Source organism: Wolbachia endosymbiont (group B) of Lycaena phlaeas, assembly GCF_947251875.1.
Taxonomy (GTDB): domain Bacteria; phylum Pseudomonadota; class Alphaproteobacteria; order Rickettsiales; family Anaplasmataceae; genus Wolbachia.
Genome location: NZ_OX366392.1, coordinates 1,086,964 through 1,105,931 on the forward strand (window position 1 = coordinate 1,086,964; position 18,968 = coordinate 1,105,931).

The 18,968-nt window shown below is 33.0% G+C and carries 18 protein-coding genes and 1 tRNA gene; 3 read left to right on the top strand and 16 right to left on the bottom strand.

Going from position 1 to position 18,968, the window contains the following annotated elements; genetic code table 11:
- Positions 1 to 2: 2 nt before the first annotated feature.
- Complete coding sequence (secB, locus tag OPR37_RS04990) at positions 3 to 506, bottom strand: protein-export chaperone SecB (protein WP_007302467.1); 504 nt, start codon at positions 504 to 506, stop codon at positions 3 to 5.
- Positions 507 to 670: 164 nt separating this feature from the next.
- On the opposite strand from secB, the gene OPR37_RS04995 reads away from it, so the two are divergent.
- The 3 genes from OPR37_RS04995 to OPR37_RS05005 are packed head-to-tail and all read left to right on the top strand — an operon-like array spanning position 671 to position 2,669.
- Positions 671 to 1,330 carry a Tim44/TimA family putative adaptor protein gene (locus OPR37_RS04995; protein WP_007302466.1) on the top strand — a complete coding sequence of 220 codons (660 nt, stop codon included), beginning with the start codon at positions 671 to 673 and terminating at the stop codon, positions 1,328 to 1,330.
- Positions 1,330 to 2,034 carry a DNA polymerase III subunit epsilon gene (gene dnaQ, locus OPR37_RS05000; protein ID WP_007302465.1) on the top strand — a complete coding sequence of 235 codons (705 nt, stop codon included), beginning with the start codon at positions 1,330 to 1,332 and terminating at the stop codon, positions 2,032 to 2,034. The genes OPR37_RS04995 and dnaQ overlap by 1 nt, the downstream gene beginning before the upstream one ends.
- Before the next feature lie 35 nt (positions 2,035 to 2,069).
- Positions 2,070 to 2,669 (top strand): SCO family protein, encoded by a 600-nt coding sequence (locus tag OPR37_RS05005; protein WP_264684854.1) that lies wholly within the window; start codon positions 2,070 to 2,072, stop codon positions 2,667 to 2,669.
- Positions 2,670 to 2,721: 52 nt separating this feature from the next.
- On the opposite strand, the gene rnc is transcribed toward OPR37_RS05005, so the two are convergent.
- From rnc to OPR37_RS05080, 15 genes are all read right to left on the bottom strand, one after another.
- Positions 2,722 to 3,414, bottom strand: coding sequence for a ribonuclease III (gene rnc / locus OPR37_RS05010; RefSeq protein WP_012481989.1), 693 nt, complete (start codon positions 3,412 to 3,414; stop codon positions 2,722 to 2,724).
- A 92-nt stretch (positions 3,415 to 3,506) separates the two neighbouring features.
- A complete protein-coding gene (locus tag OPR37_RS05015; protein ID WP_007302462.1) occupies positions 3,507 to 4,574 on the bottom strand; it encodes a quinone-dependent dihydroorotate dehydrogenase in 1,068 nt (355 codons plus the stop codon).
- A 72-nt stretch (positions 4,575 to 4,646) separates the two neighbouring features.
- Positions 4,647 to 5,444, bottom strand: coding sequence for a hypothetical protein (locus OPR37_RS05020; RefSeq protein ID WP_052264760.1), 798 nt, complete (start codon positions 5,442 to 5,444; stop codon positions 4,647 to 4,649).
- A 107-nt stretch (positions 5,445 to 5,551) separates the two neighbouring features.
- A tRNA-Cys gene (locus tag OPR37_RS05025) sits at positions 5,552 to 5,623 on the bottom strand.
- A gap of 5 nt (positions 5,624 to 5,628) precedes the next feature.
- Positions 5,629 to 6,519, bottom strand: a complete 891-nt coding sequence (locus OPR37_RS05030; RefSeq protein ID WP_213863897.1) for a class I fructose-bisphosphate aldolase — start codon at positions 6,517 to 6,519, stop codon at positions 5,629 to 5,631.
- A gap of 58 nt (positions 6,520 to 6,577) precedes the next feature.
- Entirely contained in the window at positions 6,578 to 7,576 is a 999-nt protein-coding gene (locus OPR37_RS05035; RefSeq protein ID WP_264376718.1) for a molecular chaperone DnaJ, read from the bottom strand.
- Positions 7,577 to 7,632: 56 nt separating this feature from the next.
- Positions 7,633 to 9,912: an AAA family ATPase gene (locus tag OPR37_RS05040; protein WP_007302458.1), complete on the bottom strand. Its 2,280-nt coding sequence runs from the start codon at positions 9,910 to 9,912 to the stop codon at positions 7,633 to 7,635.
- A 297-nt stretch (positions 9,913 to 10,209) separates the two neighbouring features.
- Positions 10,210 to 11,436, bottom strand: coding sequence for a DEAD/DEAH box helicase (locus tag OPR37_RS05045; protein WP_012481988.1), 1,227 nt, complete (start codon positions 11,434 to 11,436; stop codon positions 10,210 to 10,212).
- A gap of 34 nt (positions 11,437 to 11,470) precedes the next feature.
- Positions 11,471 to 11,722, bottom strand: coding sequence for a cold-shock protein (locus OPR37_RS05050; RefSeq protein ID WP_007302456.1), 252 nt, complete (start codon positions 11,720 to 11,722; stop codon positions 11,471 to 11,473).
- Positions 11,723 to 11,896: 174 nt separating this feature from the next.
- Complete coding sequence (locus tag OPR37_RS05055; RefSeq protein ID WP_007302455.1) at positions 11,897 to 13,231, bottom strand: TldD/PmbA family protein; 1,335 nt, start codon at positions 13,229 to 13,231, stop codon at positions 11,897 to 11,899.
- A gap of 18 nt (positions 13,232 to 13,249) precedes the next feature.
- Positions 13,250 to 14,122 carry an ATP synthase F1 subunit gamma gene (atpG, locus tag OPR37_RS05060; protein ID WP_007302454.1) on the bottom strand — a complete coding sequence of 291 codons (873 nt, stop codon included), beginning with the start codon at positions 14,120 to 14,122 and terminating at the stop codon, positions 13,250 to 13,252.
- A 166-nt stretch (positions 14,123 to 14,288) separates the two neighbouring features.
- Positions 14,289 to 15,509, bottom strand: a complete 1,221-nt coding sequence (locus OPR37_RS05065) for a tetratricopeptide repeat protein (protein ID WP_019236883.1) — start codon at positions 15,507 to 15,509, stop codon at positions 14,289 to 14,291.
- Positions 15,506 to 16,237: a hypothetical protein gene (locus tag OPR37_RS05070; protein WP_007302451.1), complete on the bottom strand. Its 732-nt coding sequence runs from the start codon at positions 16,235 to 16,237 to the stop codon at positions 15,506 to 15,508. The genes OPR37_RS05065 and OPR37_RS05070 overlap by 4 nt, the downstream gene beginning before the upstream one ends.
- Positions 16,230 to 17,459 carry a lipoprotein-releasing ABC transporter permease subunit gene (locus OPR37_RS05075; RefSeq protein ID WP_007302450.1) on the bottom strand — a complete coding sequence of 410 codons (1,230 nt, stop codon included), beginning with the start codon at positions 17,457 to 17,459 and terminating at the stop codon, positions 16,230 to 16,232. The genes OPR37_RS05070 and OPR37_RS05075 overlap by 8 nt, the downstream gene beginning before the upstream one ends.
- A gap of 116 nt (positions 17,460 to 17,575) precedes the next feature.
- The gene (locus OPR37_RS05080) at positions 17,576 to 18,877 is read right to left on the bottom strand and encodes a sugar phosphate nucleotidyltransferase (RefSeq protein WP_012481987.1); all 1,302 of its coding nucleotides are present in this window, start codon (positions 18,875 to 18,877) and stop codon (positions 17,576 to 17,578) included.
- Positions 18,878 to 18,968: the final 91 nt, after the last annotated feature.

Genomic DNA, 18,968 nt, shown 5'->3' on the forward strand with positions numbered 1-18,968 from the left:
TATTAGTTAAAATTGGAATTACTAGCGCTACTTTTTTGTTGTTGACTTTGCTGCTGATACATAGTTTCAAAATCTATAGGATCTAGCATAAGTGGAGGAAACCCACCACTACTTGTAGTTCTTGCAATTATTTCTCTTGCAAAAGGGAAAAGAAAAGTAGGTCCACCAATAAATAAAGCTTGTCTCACCTCTTCCTCACTTAGCTCTGTAAAATTTTCTATTGAAAAAATACCGCAATACTTTACCTCGCAAATGAAAGCTATATCATCTTTTACATCTTCATCTTTTACCGTTGCTTTGGCTTCTATATGCAAAGTAATTTCATGAAAAGGCTTTTCTTCACTTATTCCTTTTTTATTTTCTGTTCCTTCTAATTTTGCTGAATTAATATTAACCATTACATTAATATCAGGAGCTTTACTAGAAGGAAGGAATGGCGAATTTGGATTCTCAAACGAAAAATCTTTGACATACTGACCATGAATTTTCATTTTGTGTTGTGACATTTCTTACGTCTCCTTTAATTAAGTTGAGATGTTTAATACTTTCTTATATAATATATTCATTTACAAATGAATAGTAAACCTAACTATAGGTTAATATGAAAAACATATTTTTATCAATAATTAATAATATTTAGATACTTTATATATCAAGGAGTTAAGTTACCATGATAGAGCTTGTAATATATGCTTTACTAGCGGCGTTTATTTTTTCACGCTTATATAATTCTTTAGGAAGATCAGCCAGTCTCAACCTAAAAAAGCTAACAGGTGTATTGGATGTAAGTCAAAGTAAAGAAGATGTGGTAGAAAATATCGAAGATTATATTTATAGCAACGACAAAAGTTCAATAGAAACTACTTATGAACAAATATTACAAAAAAACAAAGAGTTTTCTATTTCCAATTTTATAGAAGGTTCAAGCATAGCTTTTGAATTAATAATAAAATATTTTAACCAAGGAAATTTACCTCAATTAAAATCCCTTCTGGACAAAGACTTATATAACAGTTTTGTGGATAAGATTAAACATCGTAAAGAGACACATGAGTCCATAATTGTTTCTATCGTTTCACAAAAGATCTTAGAAATAAAGTTAGTAAAAAACGTAATATTTATTGCAGTATATTTCCTTTCAGAGCAAATTAACTTCGTTAAGAATAACGAAGGAAACATCACATCAGGTAGCATGTCTACTATTAACAAAGTTGAAGATGTATGGCAATTCAAAAAAAATATTAATTCATCAGATCTAACTTGGTTACTTGTTTCTATTAACTATAAGAAGGCAAGTACTGATAAAAATTTAACAACAAATGACAACTGATGAAAAGTAGGCTACGAGAAATAGTACTTGATACTGAAACTACAGGTCTTGATACTAAATCTGGCCATCGAATTATTGAGATAGGATGTGTAGAACTAATTAATCGTATTCCAACAGGTAAAACATTTCATCGATATCTCAATCCAGAAAGAGATATACCTTACCACTCATTTAAGATTCATGGTATTAGTGAGGAATTTTTGGAAGATAAACCACTATTCTCAGATGTTGCACTTGAATTTCTTGACTTCATATCCAATGACATTTTGGTGATTCATAATGCTGAATTCGATGTTAAGTTCCTTAATATGGAGTTAGGCAAGTTAAATGCTGGGTTAATTTCCTCAGATAGAGTGCTAGATACATTACCACTTGCAAGAAAAAAGTTTGTAGGATCACCTGCTTCTTTAAATGCATTATGCAAGCGTTTTGATATATCGCTAGAAGGTAGAGAGTTACACGGAGCATTAGTTGATGCTCAATTGCTTGCAAAGGTCTATGTTGAGCTTACAGGAGGATTGCAAACCTTTTTATTTAATAATGAATGTGCTCAGGACAATAACTCTACGTTTATTCAACATAAAGTGCGTAATTTAGCTCGCAGAGAACATTCACCAAGTATTAAAGAAATTGATGAGCATAAGAAATTGTTAGATAAAATTAACAACCCACTTTGGAAGGAATATATTGAATCAATCAACTAATCAATATATGATTTAACTTTATTGGAAACGCTTTAATGATAAAGTTTATAAGGTTATTGTCTAGTTTGCTAATAACAGTAGCAGCTATCTTCTTAGGTTATTGTTATTTTACTAAGCAAGGCATATTTGTTTCACAAAATACAGAAATTAAAATAGGTGGGGATTTTTCTTTGATTAACCAAAACGGGCAAATAGTACGCAGTAGTGATTTCAAAGATAAGTATATGATGATTTTTTTTGGATTTTCCTCATGTAAAAGAATTTGCCCTATGAACCTTGGAATAATTTCAGAAACACTTGCAAAGTTAGACGAGAAAACTGACAACAAGCTACAAACATTTTTTATCACAGTTGATTCTGAGCGCGATAATACAGAAAGGCTTAAAGAATTTCAGCAGCAATTTGACCATAGAATACAAATGCTCACTGGTGAAAGACAAAAAATAGATGAAGTAGTTGCAAAGTATAAAGTATATGCAAGTAAAGTAGATGGAGAAGAGGAAATTAACCATTCTTCAATGATATACCTTATTAGCCCTGAAGGAAAATATGTCACACACTTTGTAGCTGATTTAAATTCAGATGAAAGTCAATCTGATAAGATTCTGGCTGAGATAAAAAAATATGTAAGCTGAACTAAAGAGCTTAGCTTACTTTAAATTTATGCTAACAGCTATTTTGATTAAACTAAGTCGTTTTTTTAATTTTTTCTAGGATCAACTCAGCAGCTTTTTGTTCAGCAATTTTCTTACTAGGAGCGCATGCAGAAACTTTGTCATAACTCTCTATGCAAACTGATATAGTAAATTCAGGATTGTGTGCTGGTCCAGTTTGTTTTACAAGCTCATACTTCGGTAAAGGTAATTTATTTCTCTGAGTCCATTCTTGCAGTGAAGTTTTAGGATCTTGAGGAGGATCGAGGATGTCCTTAGCTAGCTTTTCCCAATGTCGGATAATAAATTTCTCAACACTCTCAAGTCCGCCGTCAATATAAATTGCACCTATTAGTGCTTCAAGCGAATTTTCTAAATTTTTTAAGTTACATTTTCCTCCGTTACAACGTTCACTATTATTCATGATAATAAAGTTACCTAACTCTATTTCTTTAGCAACATTAGCAATGGTACTGCCACAAACTAAATCCGTTTTTCTTTTTGCCAATGCTCCTTCTTTTTCTTCAGGAAACATTTTAAACAGCATAACAGACACAACCATATTCAAAACACTATCGCCCAAAAACTCTAGCCTTTCGTAGCTTACAACCTGGTCTTCGCTATTTCTCTTATTTACGCTTGGGTGAGTTAATGCCTCTTCTAATATTGCATAATCTGTAAATTTGTAATTAATAACTTTAGATATTGTATCGTTCAAAACTCTCATATTAATCATTCAATAGAAAAGCACTCTCTATCATACCTCTACACTAAAAAGTTAGCTCTACTTTACTAAAACAATATCAATAACTTCCAAAATTAATGTATACAACCCACTGCTTCAGTAATGTTACTAAATCCATCTCTTTTTACCAATTCTGCAAGCTCCAGATTGATTTTGTTCACAACTTGATGCCCCTGGTATACAAGAGCAGTGTACAGTTGTACTAAAGAGGCTCCTGCCTTTATTTTTTCATATGCATCAACACCACTTGAAATTCCTCCGCATCCTATCAATAGAATTCTGCTTTTAGTAAGCTTGTACATGTCACTCAATAACTCGGTTGAAAGTTGAAATAATGGCCTGCCGCTCAACCCACCACTCTCATTATAGTAAGAATCTCGACTTATCGTAGTGTTGCTTACTATTAAGCCGTCAATTTTATATTCTAGTGTAAGCTCAGCGATATTTTCTTTTGTTTGCTGATCTATATCTGGAGAAATTTTTAATATTATCGGTATGGATTCAGAACTATCGATTGATTTCCGGGTTAGAGTGATAGATTTCAACAATTTGGATAATTCTTGTTTATTGTGCAAATCGCGCAAGTTAGGTGTGTTTGGGGATGAGATGTTCAGTACTATATAATTGCTCTTTCCATATACTATCTTTATTAAGTCAACATAATCGCTGATTTGGTCCTTTGATGTACTGTTTCTTCCTATATTTATACCAAAAATACAATTACCAAGTTTAGTTTCACTTATCTGTTTAAGAAAATAGTCTACTCCTTTATTATTAAATCCCAATCTATTAATTATTCCTTCATCTTTAATTAATCGAAAAATTCTCGGTTTTTTGTTTCCATATTGGGGATGTTTAGTTACAGTACCAGCCTCAATAAATCCAAAACCAAATGAGAGCATCGGCTTTACAACTTCCGCATTTTTATCAAAACCTGCAGCAAGACCTACAGGACTCCTAATTTTATTACCAAAAAAGTTTACATTTAAAGACTTAGGTAGTTCTATAGGTTTCCTACAGGGCATCTTTTTTAACGCCGTTATTACCAAGGAGTGAGCGATTTCAGGCGGCAGTAAAAACAATAAATTACGTAATATCATTTTGTAAAACACTTTGCTTATTTTTAGTTTATTTTTTACCATGCAACAAGAATAACTTAGAAAGCTTGAGGTTTATCAAAATAGTAAGTATATAGTTTCTATGGGTAGTAAAAACTAATTTTTCTGAAGGGAAACCAGAACTTGATCAGTATTTTCATCTACTAATTCGAGGTAGCCAAATTTGTTAATTTGAGATTTTATTAGTATAGGAATCTTATTTCGATTTAAATAAAATCCCTGTTTTGATTGTTTATTAATCCGCAACCTTACATCCCCATTTTTCCAAGCAAGCATCTTATTTATTCCAGATTTTTCTTTACAATTATCTTCATTTACAAATCCTAAGTATTCATCTTCTGAAGAAGATATTGCAATCTCGCATATTCTATACCCTACCCAATTCCCTAGATATGGATCAGTATCGTCTTTTTCGTGAAGCTTGAACTCTCCTTTGACATATTCCCATGGAGCTTTTGCATCACCTACCTTTTTTAGAAAGAGTACGTCCTGATCAAAGTTTATAATGGTCCTTGTATGAAATGTTGTTAAGCTTGTGTCCCATAATAGTTTTTCTGTGATGCTAAAATGCTCTTTATCCTTTTGCATATTTTGAAATGATACGATTATCACATCTGCTCCAACTTCTCTTCCATAGTTAACATATTGACTAGCACGCCCATGTTTGGCTGTGAATGATGACTTACCTATTAACAGAAAGTCATTAAATAACGCATTATATATAGTCTGTGCACTGTAAGCTGTACCGACGTAAACCGGCTGTTTGTTGGATGAAGGGTACTTTTCTGGTGCAAGATGAGTATACGAGCTCTTTAATAAATAGTGAAAAGTGCAACTGGTAAGCAAGAAGGGCAAACCAATCAATAATAAAACTTCTGTTAATCTCTTTGGCATTTTACTGCTTATATTTTGAATATAGTATCTTATTTTTTTAAATATTTCATTAAAAGCCACACTTCTTGTTAAAATTTCAGAAGAAAAAACGATCTAATTGGAGTAAGAGGCCGGGACCGGAATTGAACCGGTATAAAAGGATTTGCAGTCCTCCGCATAAGCCATTCTGCCACCCAGCCGTTTTTTATGCGTAGATATTAATTATATCTTTTAGCATAGATAAAGCATCCTCTTTTTTTCTTTGAAAAGTGTTGCGCCCGATAATTGAACCATTACCACCACCTTGCTTAATTTCTTTTGCCTCATTGTATATATCATCCACTGACTTTGACTCACCACCAGAGAAAACTACTATTCTTTTTCCTGCAAAGCAAGACTTTTTAATATATTCAATTCTTTTAGATAATGATTCAATATTTTCTATTTTTTCTCTTTCCAGATGATTGGTTGGAAGTTTTACTTTTATTATGTTGGCACCGAGCAAAGCCGCTATATGCGCAGCATAGGCAATCACATCAACTGCTGTTTCACCTTCTTTGGAAACCCCTTCACCACGTGGATAAGACCATAGCACTACAACAAGGCCACAAGATTTAGCCTCAGCTATAATTTTGCGAGCTTCTTCCATCATATCAAAACACTTAGCAGAACCAGGATATATAGTAAACCCAACAGCCATGCAGCCCAAACGCAGCGCATCTTTTACAGAGGCAGTTATTGCTTGATCTGAAGTTAAGCTTTTTGAGTGCAAAGAGTTAGCGCTATTAAGCTTCAAAATAAGTGGTAGCATTCCAGCATAAGTTGAAGCACCAGCTTCGATCATACCAAGCGGAGCAGCGTATGCACTTACTCCTGAATCAACTGCAAGCTGAAAATGATAATGTGGATCGTAAGCATTAGGGTTAACTTCAAAACTTTTTATTGGTCCGTGCTCAAATCCCTGGTCTACAGGGAGAATTACTAACTTGCCAGTTCCACCAAGTTTCCCATGCATAAGAATGCGAGTAAGATTCGCCTTTACTCCAGGGTTTTCACTTTCGTAGTAACTTAGGATTTGTTTTACTTCTTCACTCATTAATATCTTCAAATTTACTCAAAGTGTAGCAAAAACTATAGTTGAAGCAAAGACCTTTTTATGCTCTTGTTCCTACGCCTATATTTAAAGGTGTAACTTTAGGATCAGTAGTATGCTGTTGTGGTTTTTCTTGAACTAAATCTTCAAAATACATTTTAACAATAGGAAGAACGAGCGGCATAAGTACTAATTTGTAGTCATACCATGCAAATTTTTCTTTATAACTAAATTCCGCATCTTCTTCATATAAACACTGGATACAGTATTCACCATATAGTTCAAAAGCTTTCACAAAAGTCCTAAGTAAAGCAATAAGTAATAAATCTAATGCTAAATTAGCTATTAGCATCGTTCCATATTGAACAGGCCAGCCATTTTGTGCAACTTCCGACATTAAACTGCATACAGCAAACGCTGCTGATATACATATTACATAATTATCAGCAGCAATAAGTAGATTGTATCTTCTATTTAACCTATCTAGATTTCCTTCTTGTGAGCCTCTTTGTTTACTTGCTGCATAGATAATACTACAAAAGGATATAATAAATAACCATGGCCAAACTCCAATGCTGAATGCATAAAATTTATAAGCAATATTTTGCACTTTGCCACTGTTAGCAAGTTGTGATAAGCAATATTTGACTTGAGGCGACGGACCAAGTACCACATTTGCTAATATAAAAAATAAACATGCTCTATTCACAGCTTTCTCTCTACGCAATAGAATCTCATTGATTCTCCTTTGTTTTTCCTGCACTTCTCGCTGTAATGTTATAGATATGCCAGCTGCTTTTAAGTCGTTAAGATATTTCTCTAGCTTATCTTTATCTGCACTAAGTTTTTTAAACTTTTCTTCAGCTATTTTTTTCTCTTTCTCTCCTACTACTTTATCAGGGTGACATTTTAATGAAGCTCTTCTAAAGCGCCGCTCAACTAACTTAAGTACATCATCAAACTCCTGGCTTATTACTTCTTCCGCTTTTATTCCCAGCCTTGAAAATAAATTCCGTAAATCTTGATTACTGTAATATTGATTTCTGGTTAAACTTGCCACTATAGCCTCATTAAAAAATAGTGACTATACTACAAATTTAATACTCAAGCAAGAATTTAAACTATATCAAAAGCAATTCCGTGTTTACCAATATAAATCCTTAATTTCTTTCCTTTAATTAATCGACGATTCAGTATTTCTTCAGCCAAATGACTTTTTATCTCTTTTTCAATCAGCCTCTCTATTGGGCGTGCTCCCATTTCTTTGCTATAACCTGTTTGCGCAAGATAAGACTTTACTTCTTCTTCCACTGAGCAGCTTATACCCTTTTGCACAAGTTGTTTTTTTAATTCCTGAATAAATTTATCCACAATGTGCAAAATGACATCCGCATCCAAATCAGAAAAGGAAATGACTGCATCAAGACGATTACGAAATTCGGGGCTAAAAACCCGTTCCATTGCTTTTTCGCTGTCACTGATGTTAAAGTTTTTATACCCAAAGCCAATAGAACTTTTGTTACGTTCAAATGCCCCTGCATTGGTTGTCATAATTAAAATCGTATTGGAAAAATTAACCTTACGTCCGTAAGTGTCTGTAACACAACCATAATCCATGATTTGTAGTAATATATTATAAATATCACTATGAGCTTTCTCAATTTCATCAAGAAGTACTACGCTATATTGATTATTAGATACAGATTCTGTAAGCAATCCACCTTGGTCGTAACCCACATATCCAGGAGGGGAACCAATCATTCTAGATATTGTGTGAGGTTCCATATACTCAGACATATCAAACCGAATAAGGTTCATACCCATATTTTGTGCTAGCTGCTTCGCAAGCTCAGTCTTACCTACACCAGTTGGCCCTGCAAAAAGATACTTTGCCAAGGGTTTATTGTAACTTCTCAGACCAGATTTAGCAATTTTAATAGAATTAACGAGAAACTCTATCGCTTGCTCTTGACCAAAAATGGCCCTATTGAGATTTTCTTTCAAAGATTTTACTCTTTGCATATCATCAAACCCGCAAGGTACGTTTGTAATCCTAGCGATAGTACTCTTAATGTCTCTACTGTTTATAATTTTTCGCCTGCTTTTTTGTAACTTACAATATGCCCCTGCTTCATCTATAACATCAACTGCTTTATCAGGTAATATTCGCCCAGTAATATACTTGTGTGAAAGTTCAGCTGCAGATTTAATGGCATGTTTCGTGTAATATACTCCATGATACCTTTCATAGTAATGCTTTATACCATCTAGTATCTTTACTGTATCATTAATAGAAGACTCTTTTACATTAATTTTTTGAAACCTCCTTGCTAATGCTTTATCCTTTTCAAAGCTATTGCTATATTCTCTATATGTAGTTGCACCTATACAACGCAACGCACCTCTTGCAAGTGCAGGTTTGAGCAGATTGCCAGCATCAAGAAAGCTGCCACTTGTTGAACCTGCTCCAATAATAGTGTGTATTTCATCAATGAAAAGAATAGCGCCAGGTTTTGCCTCAATTACTTTTATTATAGATTTTATTCTCTCTTCGAAGTCACCTCTATAGCGTGTTCCTGCAAGAAGTGATCCTAAATCCAAAGCATAAATTATGCTGGATCTCAGTGCACTCGGAACACTACCTTCAATAATTTTCAATACCAAGCCTTCAACTATTGTTGTTTTACCAACACCTGGTTCTCCGACATATAAAGGGTTATTTTTTCTGCGTCTTAGCAAGATTTCTATAGTGCGATTTAATTCATAATCACGACCAATGACATAATCTATTTTTTTGCTTCTTGCATAATCATTTAAATTTCTACAATAATTTTGTAGAACTTCTTCATCTTTTAATAATTCACCTTTATTTGCTACAGTAGAGATATCGTTATTCTTATCAAGTTTTATCTTGCGATTAGTTACATATTCTTCTATATCACCTGAATATTTTATATTGGATATGTTATAAATCAAATTAGAATCCTTTGCATTCTGTTTGCATAATAGCTCTTCAATGTATAAATCTTGCTCAGACAGAATCTCTAATAGAATACTTGCTCCATTTATTTCTTTTCTTCCCAGACGATGAGCTCGTATCATGGCTTTATGTATTATGCGTTGAAATAGCACATCAGGCTCAACTTTATTGACAGTTAATTCGGAGTTGTCTTGTAAAAAACCTTTTGCATTATTACCACGATCATTCCTTAATATAATATTATCTATATTTATGATTTCACCAGCTCTGATGTTACATCTTGATAAAACATAATTTACATCCACATCTTTGGTTAATGCTAGCAACAAATGTTCCACTTTTGCATATTTAAGCTTACAATCAGAAGCAATCTGTAACGCTCTATTTAAACTTGCCTCTAAATTTTTAGAAATCATCTATTCTCTTTAAAAGTGTAAATTTATATATAATTAGTAGCACACAATTATTAAAAAAACTGAAATCTAGCAGCTCGTTGTAGCCAAATTGAATTAAGCTACAGATTATAGTCCACACAGCCTAACATTATACCGTTGTGATAATCTCAAAACGTTATAAGCAGCAGAATTAAGATTATCAAATTGTAGGTAAATCTAATTTGGGCTAGCTATATATTCTTTCTACCATCCTCCAATCACTTCACTTTGCAGCAAGTTTACTGGAGCTTTTAAAGAATAGAAGAATAGTTAAGTACATTAATACGCTTTTTCTAGTACTCTGCTTTTCTTCTTAAATACATTGATCTTTTTTCTACCGTATTTAGCCTTTAACGTACTTGGCCTTTTAAAGATCTTTTTGCTATTACGTTTTTGAGATTGCATACTACAATCAAAATTTGGCTCTCCTTCTTTATCTGCTAGTGCAGGCAGTCTTCTCTTATCTTGAGGTGTAACAAAAGATAATGCAAATCCTTCAGCTCCCGCACGTGCAGTTCTACCTATACGATGAACATAATCAGCTTGCGATTGTGGTACATCATAATTGATAACATGTTGAATGTGCGGAATATCAAGACCGCGAGAAGCAACATCTGTTGCAACCATGATTTGATTGCGGCCACGACGAAAAGAATCAATGACTCTTTCACGCTTGTGCTGCCTTAAATCACCATGAATTGCCAAAGCGCTATAGTCATCTTTGTGCAATTTGTCAGCTAGCTGATCCGCTCCTCGCTTTGTTTTGACAAAAATAATGATTGATCCTTTGCGCTGACATAATTGTGTAACAAGCTTGCCATATTTTTCTGATTCTGATGCATAAACAACTTCTTGTTTAATTTTTACAGAAGTTGTAGCCTGGCAATCGACAGAAACACGCTCTGGTTGATTAAGATATTTTTCAGTAAGTTTTACTATTTCTCCAGGAAGAGTTGCAGAAAACATAAGAGTTTGCCTTATTTTAGGCAAATGCTTCATAATTTCTTCAATCTGAATTCCAAAGCCCATATCAAACATACGATCCGTCTCATCAAGCACAAGAATACCAACATTCCGAGTAACTAAAGTTTTACGCTCAATATGGTCTATAATACGACCAGGAGTACCTATTATAATTTGTGGTTTTTTCTGAAGCTGATTTAGCTGCCTAAAAATAGGCTCGCCTCCGATCAACAAAGCAACTCTTAGTAAAGAACTTTGAGATAAGAGTTTTCTTATCTCACTTGTTACCTGATGAGCAAGCTCTCTGGTTGGCACGATGACTAAAGCTGAACCAATGCTTGGCTCATTCATCAATTTAGCAACCAGTGGAATAGCAAACGCTAAGGTTTTTCCAGTTCCCGTTTGAGCAGACCCAAGAATATCTTTGCCCTGAAGAGCTAGAGGAATCGCTTGCACCTGAATCGGGGTTGGAACACAAAGATTATTTTTACTTAGAGCTTGCCTAAGCAAAGTTGGAAGCCCCATTTCATGAAAATTACTCACAATACATTACCCTATTAAAAAGCTTCACGATAGACTAATCTTCCAATCTTAAATTTATTGCAGACTTTTTATCTTCTCCGTTCCTACCACGCTCTTCTTTAAGCTCATAACTTACTCTTTCCCCTTTCATTCCTCTCTTTTTATCCTCTCCTCGAAGTTCATCAGGTCTTATTCCTGAACGTTCTAATGTACTAACATGTACAAAAACGTCCTCACCTTTACCTTCTGGCTTGATGAAACCATAGCCTTTTTCAACATTAAACCATTTTATATTACCAAATTCCATATGGATAACTCCTAAACTACTAACTAACATTATTAATGTGATGAAAAACTTTGAAATTACGATTTAGAATGCTTTAAGCTTAGTTACTGCAACTAAACTTCTATACTCCATAGTCTATTCTTAACATTACATAGTAATAGTACACAATTATTGTACTTAATGCAACTAAAATTTTTAATCACTAAGTGAACCTGCTACTGTCATTTCGCTAACTTTAATCGTTGGTGAATTAAACTGCCCACAGAAAGTTAGGTCATTTGCAACAACTAAATTGCTAAACATATTTTTCAAATTGTCGGCAACAGTAATCTCGTGTATTGGATACGTTATTTTACCATTTTCTATAAAAAATCCGCATGCACCTTGACTATAATCGCCATTGATTAAATTAACACCAAAACCAAATAAATCAGTTACATATATTCCTTCTTTTACTTCCTCAATTAATTCCTTAAACGATCTATTACCATTTTTGAAATAGAAATTACTAGCTGAAGGAATAATTGCAGCATTACTTGCACGAGTTGCATTTGCGGTCGTTTCCAAGTTTAATTTCCTAGCCGAATATAGATCTAAAATCCAGTTTTGCAGTACTCCATTTTTTACAAATTCATTTCTTCTACTCATTATTCCTTCCCCGTCAAACGGTCTTGATGTTATACCCCTTGGTAACAATGGGTCATCAATAATGCTAATCTCAGTATTAAAAATTTGATTATTTAAACTATTTCTCAAAAAAGAGCTATTATTTACAATATTGCTACCATTTATGGCAGAAGCAAAGCTCTTTACTAGCTCTTTTGCTGCTCTTTTTTCAAAAACAACCGGAAATTTGCCTGTCCTGATTGTACATGAACCCAATTGATCTATTGCTCTTTTTGCTGCTTCTTTCCCTATTGACTCCGGTGTTTTTAAATCACTGAAGTTGCATGCTACATCGTAATCGTAGCCTATTTTCATTTCATTCTTTTCTCCAGCAACAACAGAAACCTGATTAACAAAAGTTGACTTACTAAATGAACCAACAAAACCAGAAACGGTTGATAATACTGTATTTACTGAAGTATGTGAAGATGAAGCTCCTTCGGAATTAATAATATTTTTATGTGCAAGAGCTGAATTTTCTGTAGCTTCAGTAATTTCTTTTAAGTTATCAATTGTTACAACATTATTATCTGAGATATTTAAATCTGCAGAAGAGATATAATTACTGCCATCTACAGCAAAACTAATATAAGGATCTTCCTGGGCATTCTTTGCCATTTCCACCACTTGGCTCACTGCACTACTAAGATTATTCAAATCGTTTGTGGAAATATACGCAGCTTTGTTCTTACCTGCTATAGCTCTAATTCCGACAGTACAGTTTTTAGATTGTGATATTTGTTCAATTTTTGATAGACGCTGAGAAACCGAGGTCTTATTAGTTTCATATATTGTAACTTCTGCGTCTTGATTCTGCTTTTTTATTAGTTTAGTGATATCTGCTGCAATATTTAATATATTCATTTTTCATTCCTTGAGTTTCTATAAAGATTCTGCACCACCTATAACTTCAATCAAATCAGTTGTAATTGCTGCTTGACGAGAACGATTATAAAGTAATGCTAGTTTATTTAGCATTTCTTTTGTATTTCTGTTTGCTGATTCCATAGCAACCATCCTAGCACTATTTTCACTTGCTGCACTTTCAAGTAAAGCAGAATAAAGAGAAGCTGTAACATAATCTTGAGTCAAAGATTTTAAAATAAACTCAATATTTTGTGGTTCATACTCATAGCTGTAATCTGTTAGAGGACTAACTACAGAATTATCAATTAATAATGAGTCTTTACTCCATGGTTTTATTGTTTCTAATATTGGCTTTTGCATGAAGGTATTATAGAATTTACTGTAAAAAACCTTAACTTTATTGTATTTACTTAGATCTATATCACTAACCAAGGCTTCCACACGCTTTAGTGTGATTCCCTTACTATTTTCAACCTTCAAGATATTTTTAGAATTAAATCTATTTTTGCCTGTCTCAAAAGCTTTCTTACCAAAAAAAACAATGTCTACTTTCTTATCATTTGCAATTAATTTGTTTATATGCTCCTGACTAAATTTAACAACAGAGGAGTTGAAGCTGCCACATAAACCACGATCAGATGCAATAATAAATACTAGGAAAGAATCTTCATTATTGATATTTAGAATTCTTGCTAGTAACTCTTGATCCGCTGATAGCGCTAGTGAAGAAATAATGCTATGCAGCTTAGATATATGCAATTTTGAATTTGATAATTTCTTTTGGCTTTGTAATAATTTTGCTGCAGAAACCATTTGCATTATTTTCGTGATTTTCTGCACAGACTTAATATTTTTAATTCTTAAGGATAATTCCTTTAAGCTCTTCATTTTATATATAATTCTAATTTATTAAAATATATAACTGGTAATGTCTAAAAACAAGTTTTTTTGACATTGGAATCAAACCTAACTAAGAAACTCACAGATTTACTGTTTTGAGATAAAGATTATATTAAAGCAATCTCGATGTAAAAGTATCACACCTTATGGAGTCTTATAATATAAGGTAAATACAATTAAGACTATTGCAACTTGAGCACTTATAATCCCATTGCTTTAGCTCTTTATTACAATCAACACATTTCCAACCTGGATCAGGCACAGCTTCTGAGTTCATCTTATTTAGCCAGTAAATTGCTTGATCATACTCTTGTAGCATAATCTTGAGCTGTACCATAACAAGGTAGATTGATATGTAATTAGCTTTTTTCATAGCAATATCTAAATGCTGACTTGCAAGATCATATTTCCCTAAGCTAATTGAAGACAAAGCAAGCAAGCAATAACTAAAATAATAATCAGGGCGTAAGTTATATAGTCTTTCAGCGCCTTTATTATTTAACTTGATATACATTCTAGCTGATTGAGGAGTAGGATTTACTCTATACTCTTCCTCTAATACTGTGGAAGCTTTTCTGATTTTTTCAAGCTTGATATATAATTCTGCCTTTAAATAATTGATGGGCTGAAAAGTTGCATAATAACTTTGTGCTTTAGCTAAATAATCTATAGCTTTGCAAAAACTTCCTTTACTTTCGTATTGCTTTGCTAAAGCGCAATAAAAAACCGCTAACATCTTTTTACGATCAAAGGGAAGAAAAATATTGAATTTGATAGCTTCCTTTAACTTTGAAATTGCATTTATCCAATCTTCTTGCAATATACAATGCTCTATTTGAAAGGGAATAGACAAAATTTTATCATTAATTGAACTAGAGCAATATTCTATAAATTTTTGAAAGACTAACCTTTCTTGCTTTAGGTGAATAATCAGTTTATTGATCAGAAGTAGAGCTAAGTTGCGATTTTTACTTGCAATACTCGTTAAATTATGGCTGAAAAAGCTGTAATTTCCCGTTTTACCTGAATTAAAGAGCTTTACTAAAGATAATTTATCACTTTCTTCATTTAGATTTTTAATTAGCTTATTGGTGTTCTCTATATTACCTAAATCTAAGCTAAAGAAAGCTTCAAAGAGAAGCAATTCTTCCCTACTTCTTCTTCTATTTTTTATGTTAGCAAATGTTGATGAAATAGAAGAACAAAAACGTGCAACTGCAATCAATAAAAATAATAAGACTACGCAAGCAAGAATAACGAAATATAGATCAATACTTATAGTGTAATTGCCTAATTCCAATTTTATTACTTCACCACTTACCTTGATCCATATGCCAAATAAAAACGAAAAAGCAAAAATTATAAAATAAATCATGAGATGTATTGTAATAAGTGACGATATATTATTGAAGTATTCTTGAAAGCTACAATAAAATCATTCAATTTATTAAGCCATGGTTTGAATTCTGGGTATGTTAAGTCACTTATTGCGGTGGCTATGCTCTGCCAATCATTATCGCTTATTAATTCTTCAATTTCCGCAAGCTTTAACCTGAGTGGATCACTACGATCATCTATCTTGATCCAATTTGAAATGATTTTTTTAAACAAGTTACTTTTATTGTAGTTAATAACAGTCATGTTCTTCTCAAAAGACAATTTCAACCCGCATAAAGTATCTACCTCTTTCAAATTTTCCAATTCATTGACTGCATTTTCTATTTCTGGATCGTCAAGCTCTGATATCAAAGGCTTTATTGAATTTATATGATTATCAAACTTGGCTTCTTGCAATAACGAATTCTTCATCTTAATCACAAGTAGCAGCAACTTTGCGAGGTTCTTATGTCTTGAACTACCGTCACCTTGCTCACATTGAGTGTGCAGATTTCTCTTTAAATCAAATATCTTTTTCTCTACCTTAATTTGATTAACTTCAAGCAACATTTTAAGTTCATCTATCTTTTCCGTTACAATACTTATACTATTTTCACTCTCTTGCTGATTTATTTTAAAAAATATTATGTTATTTATTGTAATATAGCTAACAAACAACAATATAATTAAGAACCAACCTATGCATTTTCTCCAAGTATCATTCATAACGTAATATCTCCACAGGATCTTGAGCAGCTGCTTGTAATGCAGGAGGAATTGTCGCTAAAAATGATAAGAACAATGCAAGTGCAGAAATGTTAATCACATCTTGAGAGACTAATATCACTGGCAAACTTGAAAAAAAGTATATCATAGGATCAAACAGTTTGATGTTGGTAATGTTTTCTAAAAACACTCTAATACTTTCAATATTGAGAGAAAAAACAACCCCTATAATAGAGCCAAGACAAGTTCCTGTAAAACCAATCAGCAATCCACAAGCACAAAATATGCGCATAATGCTTCCGCTTGTTGCACCAAACGTACGCATAATTGCAATTGCAGATTTCTTTTCTTGCACTATCATCATCAAATTTGAAACAATATTAAATGCTGCTACAACTATAATTAAAGTGAGAATTAAAAACATCACATTTCTTTCAGTCTTTAAAGCATTAACATAATGGCTTTGCTGAGACTGCCAACTTTCAGCTCTCATTCCTGTTTCTTTTGCTATAGCGTTTGCTAGCTTATTAGCCATAGCAATATCATCTACAAACACTTCTATATTTCTCACATTATCTTTATAATTAAAAAAAGCTTTAGCTGACTTTATGGGCATATACATTAAGGTATTGTCGTACTCAAACATACCCATATCAAATATTGCTACAACTTTATATTCTTTCATTTTTGGTATTTCACCAGACAGTGCATCAAATCCTTCAGGTGATATAAGCATAATGTTATCACCATAATCAATATTCAAAGCTTCTGCTAATCTTGCCCCTATTATGATACCTTCATCGAATTTTTCCACGTTACCCATAATTACATTATTCTTAACGATAGTATTATTAAGTAAGTCTTTAGTTGACACACCACGGACTACGCTACCCACAATTCCACTATTTGCTGCAACGATCACTTGATCATTGGTCATAGAAGTAGCTTTTAATACACCTGGGATTTTCTCAATAGATTTTAACACTGCGTGGTAATCTGAATTTATGCTTCTATCAAAGTAAACATTAATATGACCATTAATGCCAAGTACAGAGTCGAGCAGCTTTGCTCTGAACCCATTCATTACAGACATTACTACTATTAGCGTTGCAACTCCAAGAGCAATACCAATAATAGAAAACAAGGCCATTATAGAGCAAAATCTAGAATTCTTTGCTCGCAAATAGCGAATAGCCATAGTAAATTCAAAGGCAATAGACATTATACTAAGATTTAAATATCATACTTTTTATGCTTCATATAACTGTAATTTTTCCTTTACCTCAAATGAGGTTGTCTAAATTTAGCAAGCTTATAGAATATATTCAATGTTCTATATTAAGACCTTCCATATATATCGTCCAATCTTACTATATCATTATCAGATAAAAACTTTCCTACCTGAAACTCAACTATCTCAAGAGGAAATCTTGTACTTTTATTCTCAATTTTATGAAACACCTTCCTTGGAATCTCTACTACATGATTTTTTGTTATAGCATATGTTTTGTCATCTAAACTCACGCATCCAACCCCTGATAGTATTATATGGTACTCATCTCTATAGTGGTGAAATTGCTTAGAAGTGCAGCTCAGTGGATTTATAAAAAGGTATTTTATAAGAAAATCCTTGCCCATTAAAACTACACTATAAAATCCCCATGGCTTAACCTCTTTCCTTATTGGCTTTACTTCCTTAACTTTATTAATGAACAACATTAGGCTCTTACTTGGCCGTTTATAAACTCTACCTAGTAAATTTTTTGCATCATTTTCTGTCATCAAAACTGGCTCTCTTCCTTTGATTACAGCTTGAAACGACTCAAAATTCTTATTAAATCTCTTACTTAACTCTAAAACTGAACCCCAAGTGCCAACATCCATCCAATCGAAATTGGCTTCTATCATTACAATATTTTCTGCTTTTTCTATCACTAGGTGATCAATAGATGTATCACCCATTCCTGCACAATTTTGCTGTTCTAAATACAGAAATCTCTCTCGTGATACAAAATGCTTCATACTTTCACAACATAAATTATAGAGAGTCGGAGCAATTTTTTTTATCTCATCTATATAGCGTTTTGCTCTAAACACAAATATTCCAGAGTTCCAATAATGATCGTTACTTACCTTACGCTCGGGTTTTTCTGTAAAATCTTTTACTATATGACATTTTTCTTTCTGACCATATACTGCATTTATATAGCCGTATTCAGAATTGAATTCATGAGGCTTTACCCCAAAAGTGACTATAGAGTCAGTTTCAGAGGCTAGCTTAGACGCTTTCTCAATAGAAACATAAAAACTATTCAAATCACCTATAAAATGGTCTGAAGGCAGAACTAAGATTGTCTCGTTCCTATCGCAGAGAAGCACAGCAATTAGTATTGCTGCCGCTGTCCCAATTTTAACTGGTTCAAAAACTACTTTACATTCCTGTAATGCATGTAATTCCTGCATCAATAATGACTCATATTGTATATTTGTGGTAATGATGGGTGGCATATAATCGCCTTTTAGCCTCAACAAAGTGTTGTGAAACATAGTATTCTGACTAAATATTTTCTGAAATTGCTTTGGCTTAGATAGAGGCCAAAGTCTGCTGCCACTACCACCACACAGTATTACAGGGCGCATTTAATTAAGATATTAATTATTTGATTAATATCTTATACTAACGGCAAAATGCATGCAAGTTTTTATTGTGAGATGATTAAAGTAAAAAGTA

Coding starts and splice junctions, on each gene's coding strand:
- OPR37_RS05030 (WP_213863897.1), bottom strand. CDS start 6,519: ATGAGTGAAGAAGTAAAACAAATCCTAAGTTACTACGAAAGTGAAAAC.
- dnaQ (WP_007302465.1), top strand. CDS start 1,330: ATGAAAAGTAGGCTACGAGAAATAGTACTTGATACTGAAACTACAGGT.
- OPR37_RS05020 (WP_052264760.1), bottom strand. CDS start 5,444: ATGCCAAAGAGATTAACAGAAGTTTTATTATTGATTGGTTTGCCCTTC.
- rnc (WP_012481989.1), bottom strand. CDS start 3,414: ATGAGAGTTTTGAACGATACAATATCTAAAGTTATTAATTACAAATTT.
- OPR37_RS05065 (WP_019236883.1), bottom strand. CDS start 15,509: ATGATTTATTTTATAATTTTTGCTTTTTCGTTTTTATTTGGCATATGG.
- OPR37_RS05015 (WP_007302462.1), bottom strand. CDS start 4,574: ATGGTAAAAAATAAACTAAAAATAAGCAAAGTGTTTTACAAAATGATA.
- OPR37_RS05070 (WP_007302451.1), bottom strand. CDS start 16,237: ATGAATGATACTTGGAGAAAATGCATAGGTTGGTTCTTAATTATATTG.
- OPR37_RS05075 (WP_007302450.1), bottom strand. CDS start 17,459: ATGTCTATTGCCTTTGAATTTACTATGGCTATTCGCTATTTGCGAGCA.
- OPR37_RS05005 (WP_264684854.1), top strand. CDS start 2,070: ATGATAAAGTTTATAAGGTTATTGTCTAGTTTGCTAATAACAGTAGCA.
- OPR37_RS04995 (WP_007302466.1), top strand. CDS start 671: ATGATAGAGCTTGTAATATATGCTTTACTAGCGGCGTTTATTTTTTCA.
- OPR37_RS05055 (WP_007302455.1), bottom strand. CDS start 13,231: ATGAATATATTAAATATTGCAGCAGATATCACTAAACTAATAAAAAAG.
- OPR37_RS05040 (WP_007302458.1), bottom strand. CDS start 9,912: ATGATTTCTAAAAATTTAGAGGCAAGTTTAAATAGAGCGTTACAGATT.
- atpG (WP_007302454.1), bottom strand. CDS start 14,122: ATGAAGAGCTTAAAGGAATTATCCTTAAGAATTAAAAATATTAAGTCT.
- OPR37_RS05080 (WP_012481987.1), bottom strand. CDS start 18,877: ATGCGCCCTGTAATACTGTGTGGTGGTAGTGGCAGCAGACTTTGGCCT.
- OPR37_RS05050 (WP_007302456.1), bottom strand. CDS start 11,722: ATGGAATTTGGTAATATAAAATGGTTTAATGTTGAAAAAGGCTATGGT.
- secB (WP_007302467.1), bottom strand. CDS start 506: ATGTCACAACACAAAATGAAAATTCATGGTCAGTATGTCAAAGATTTT.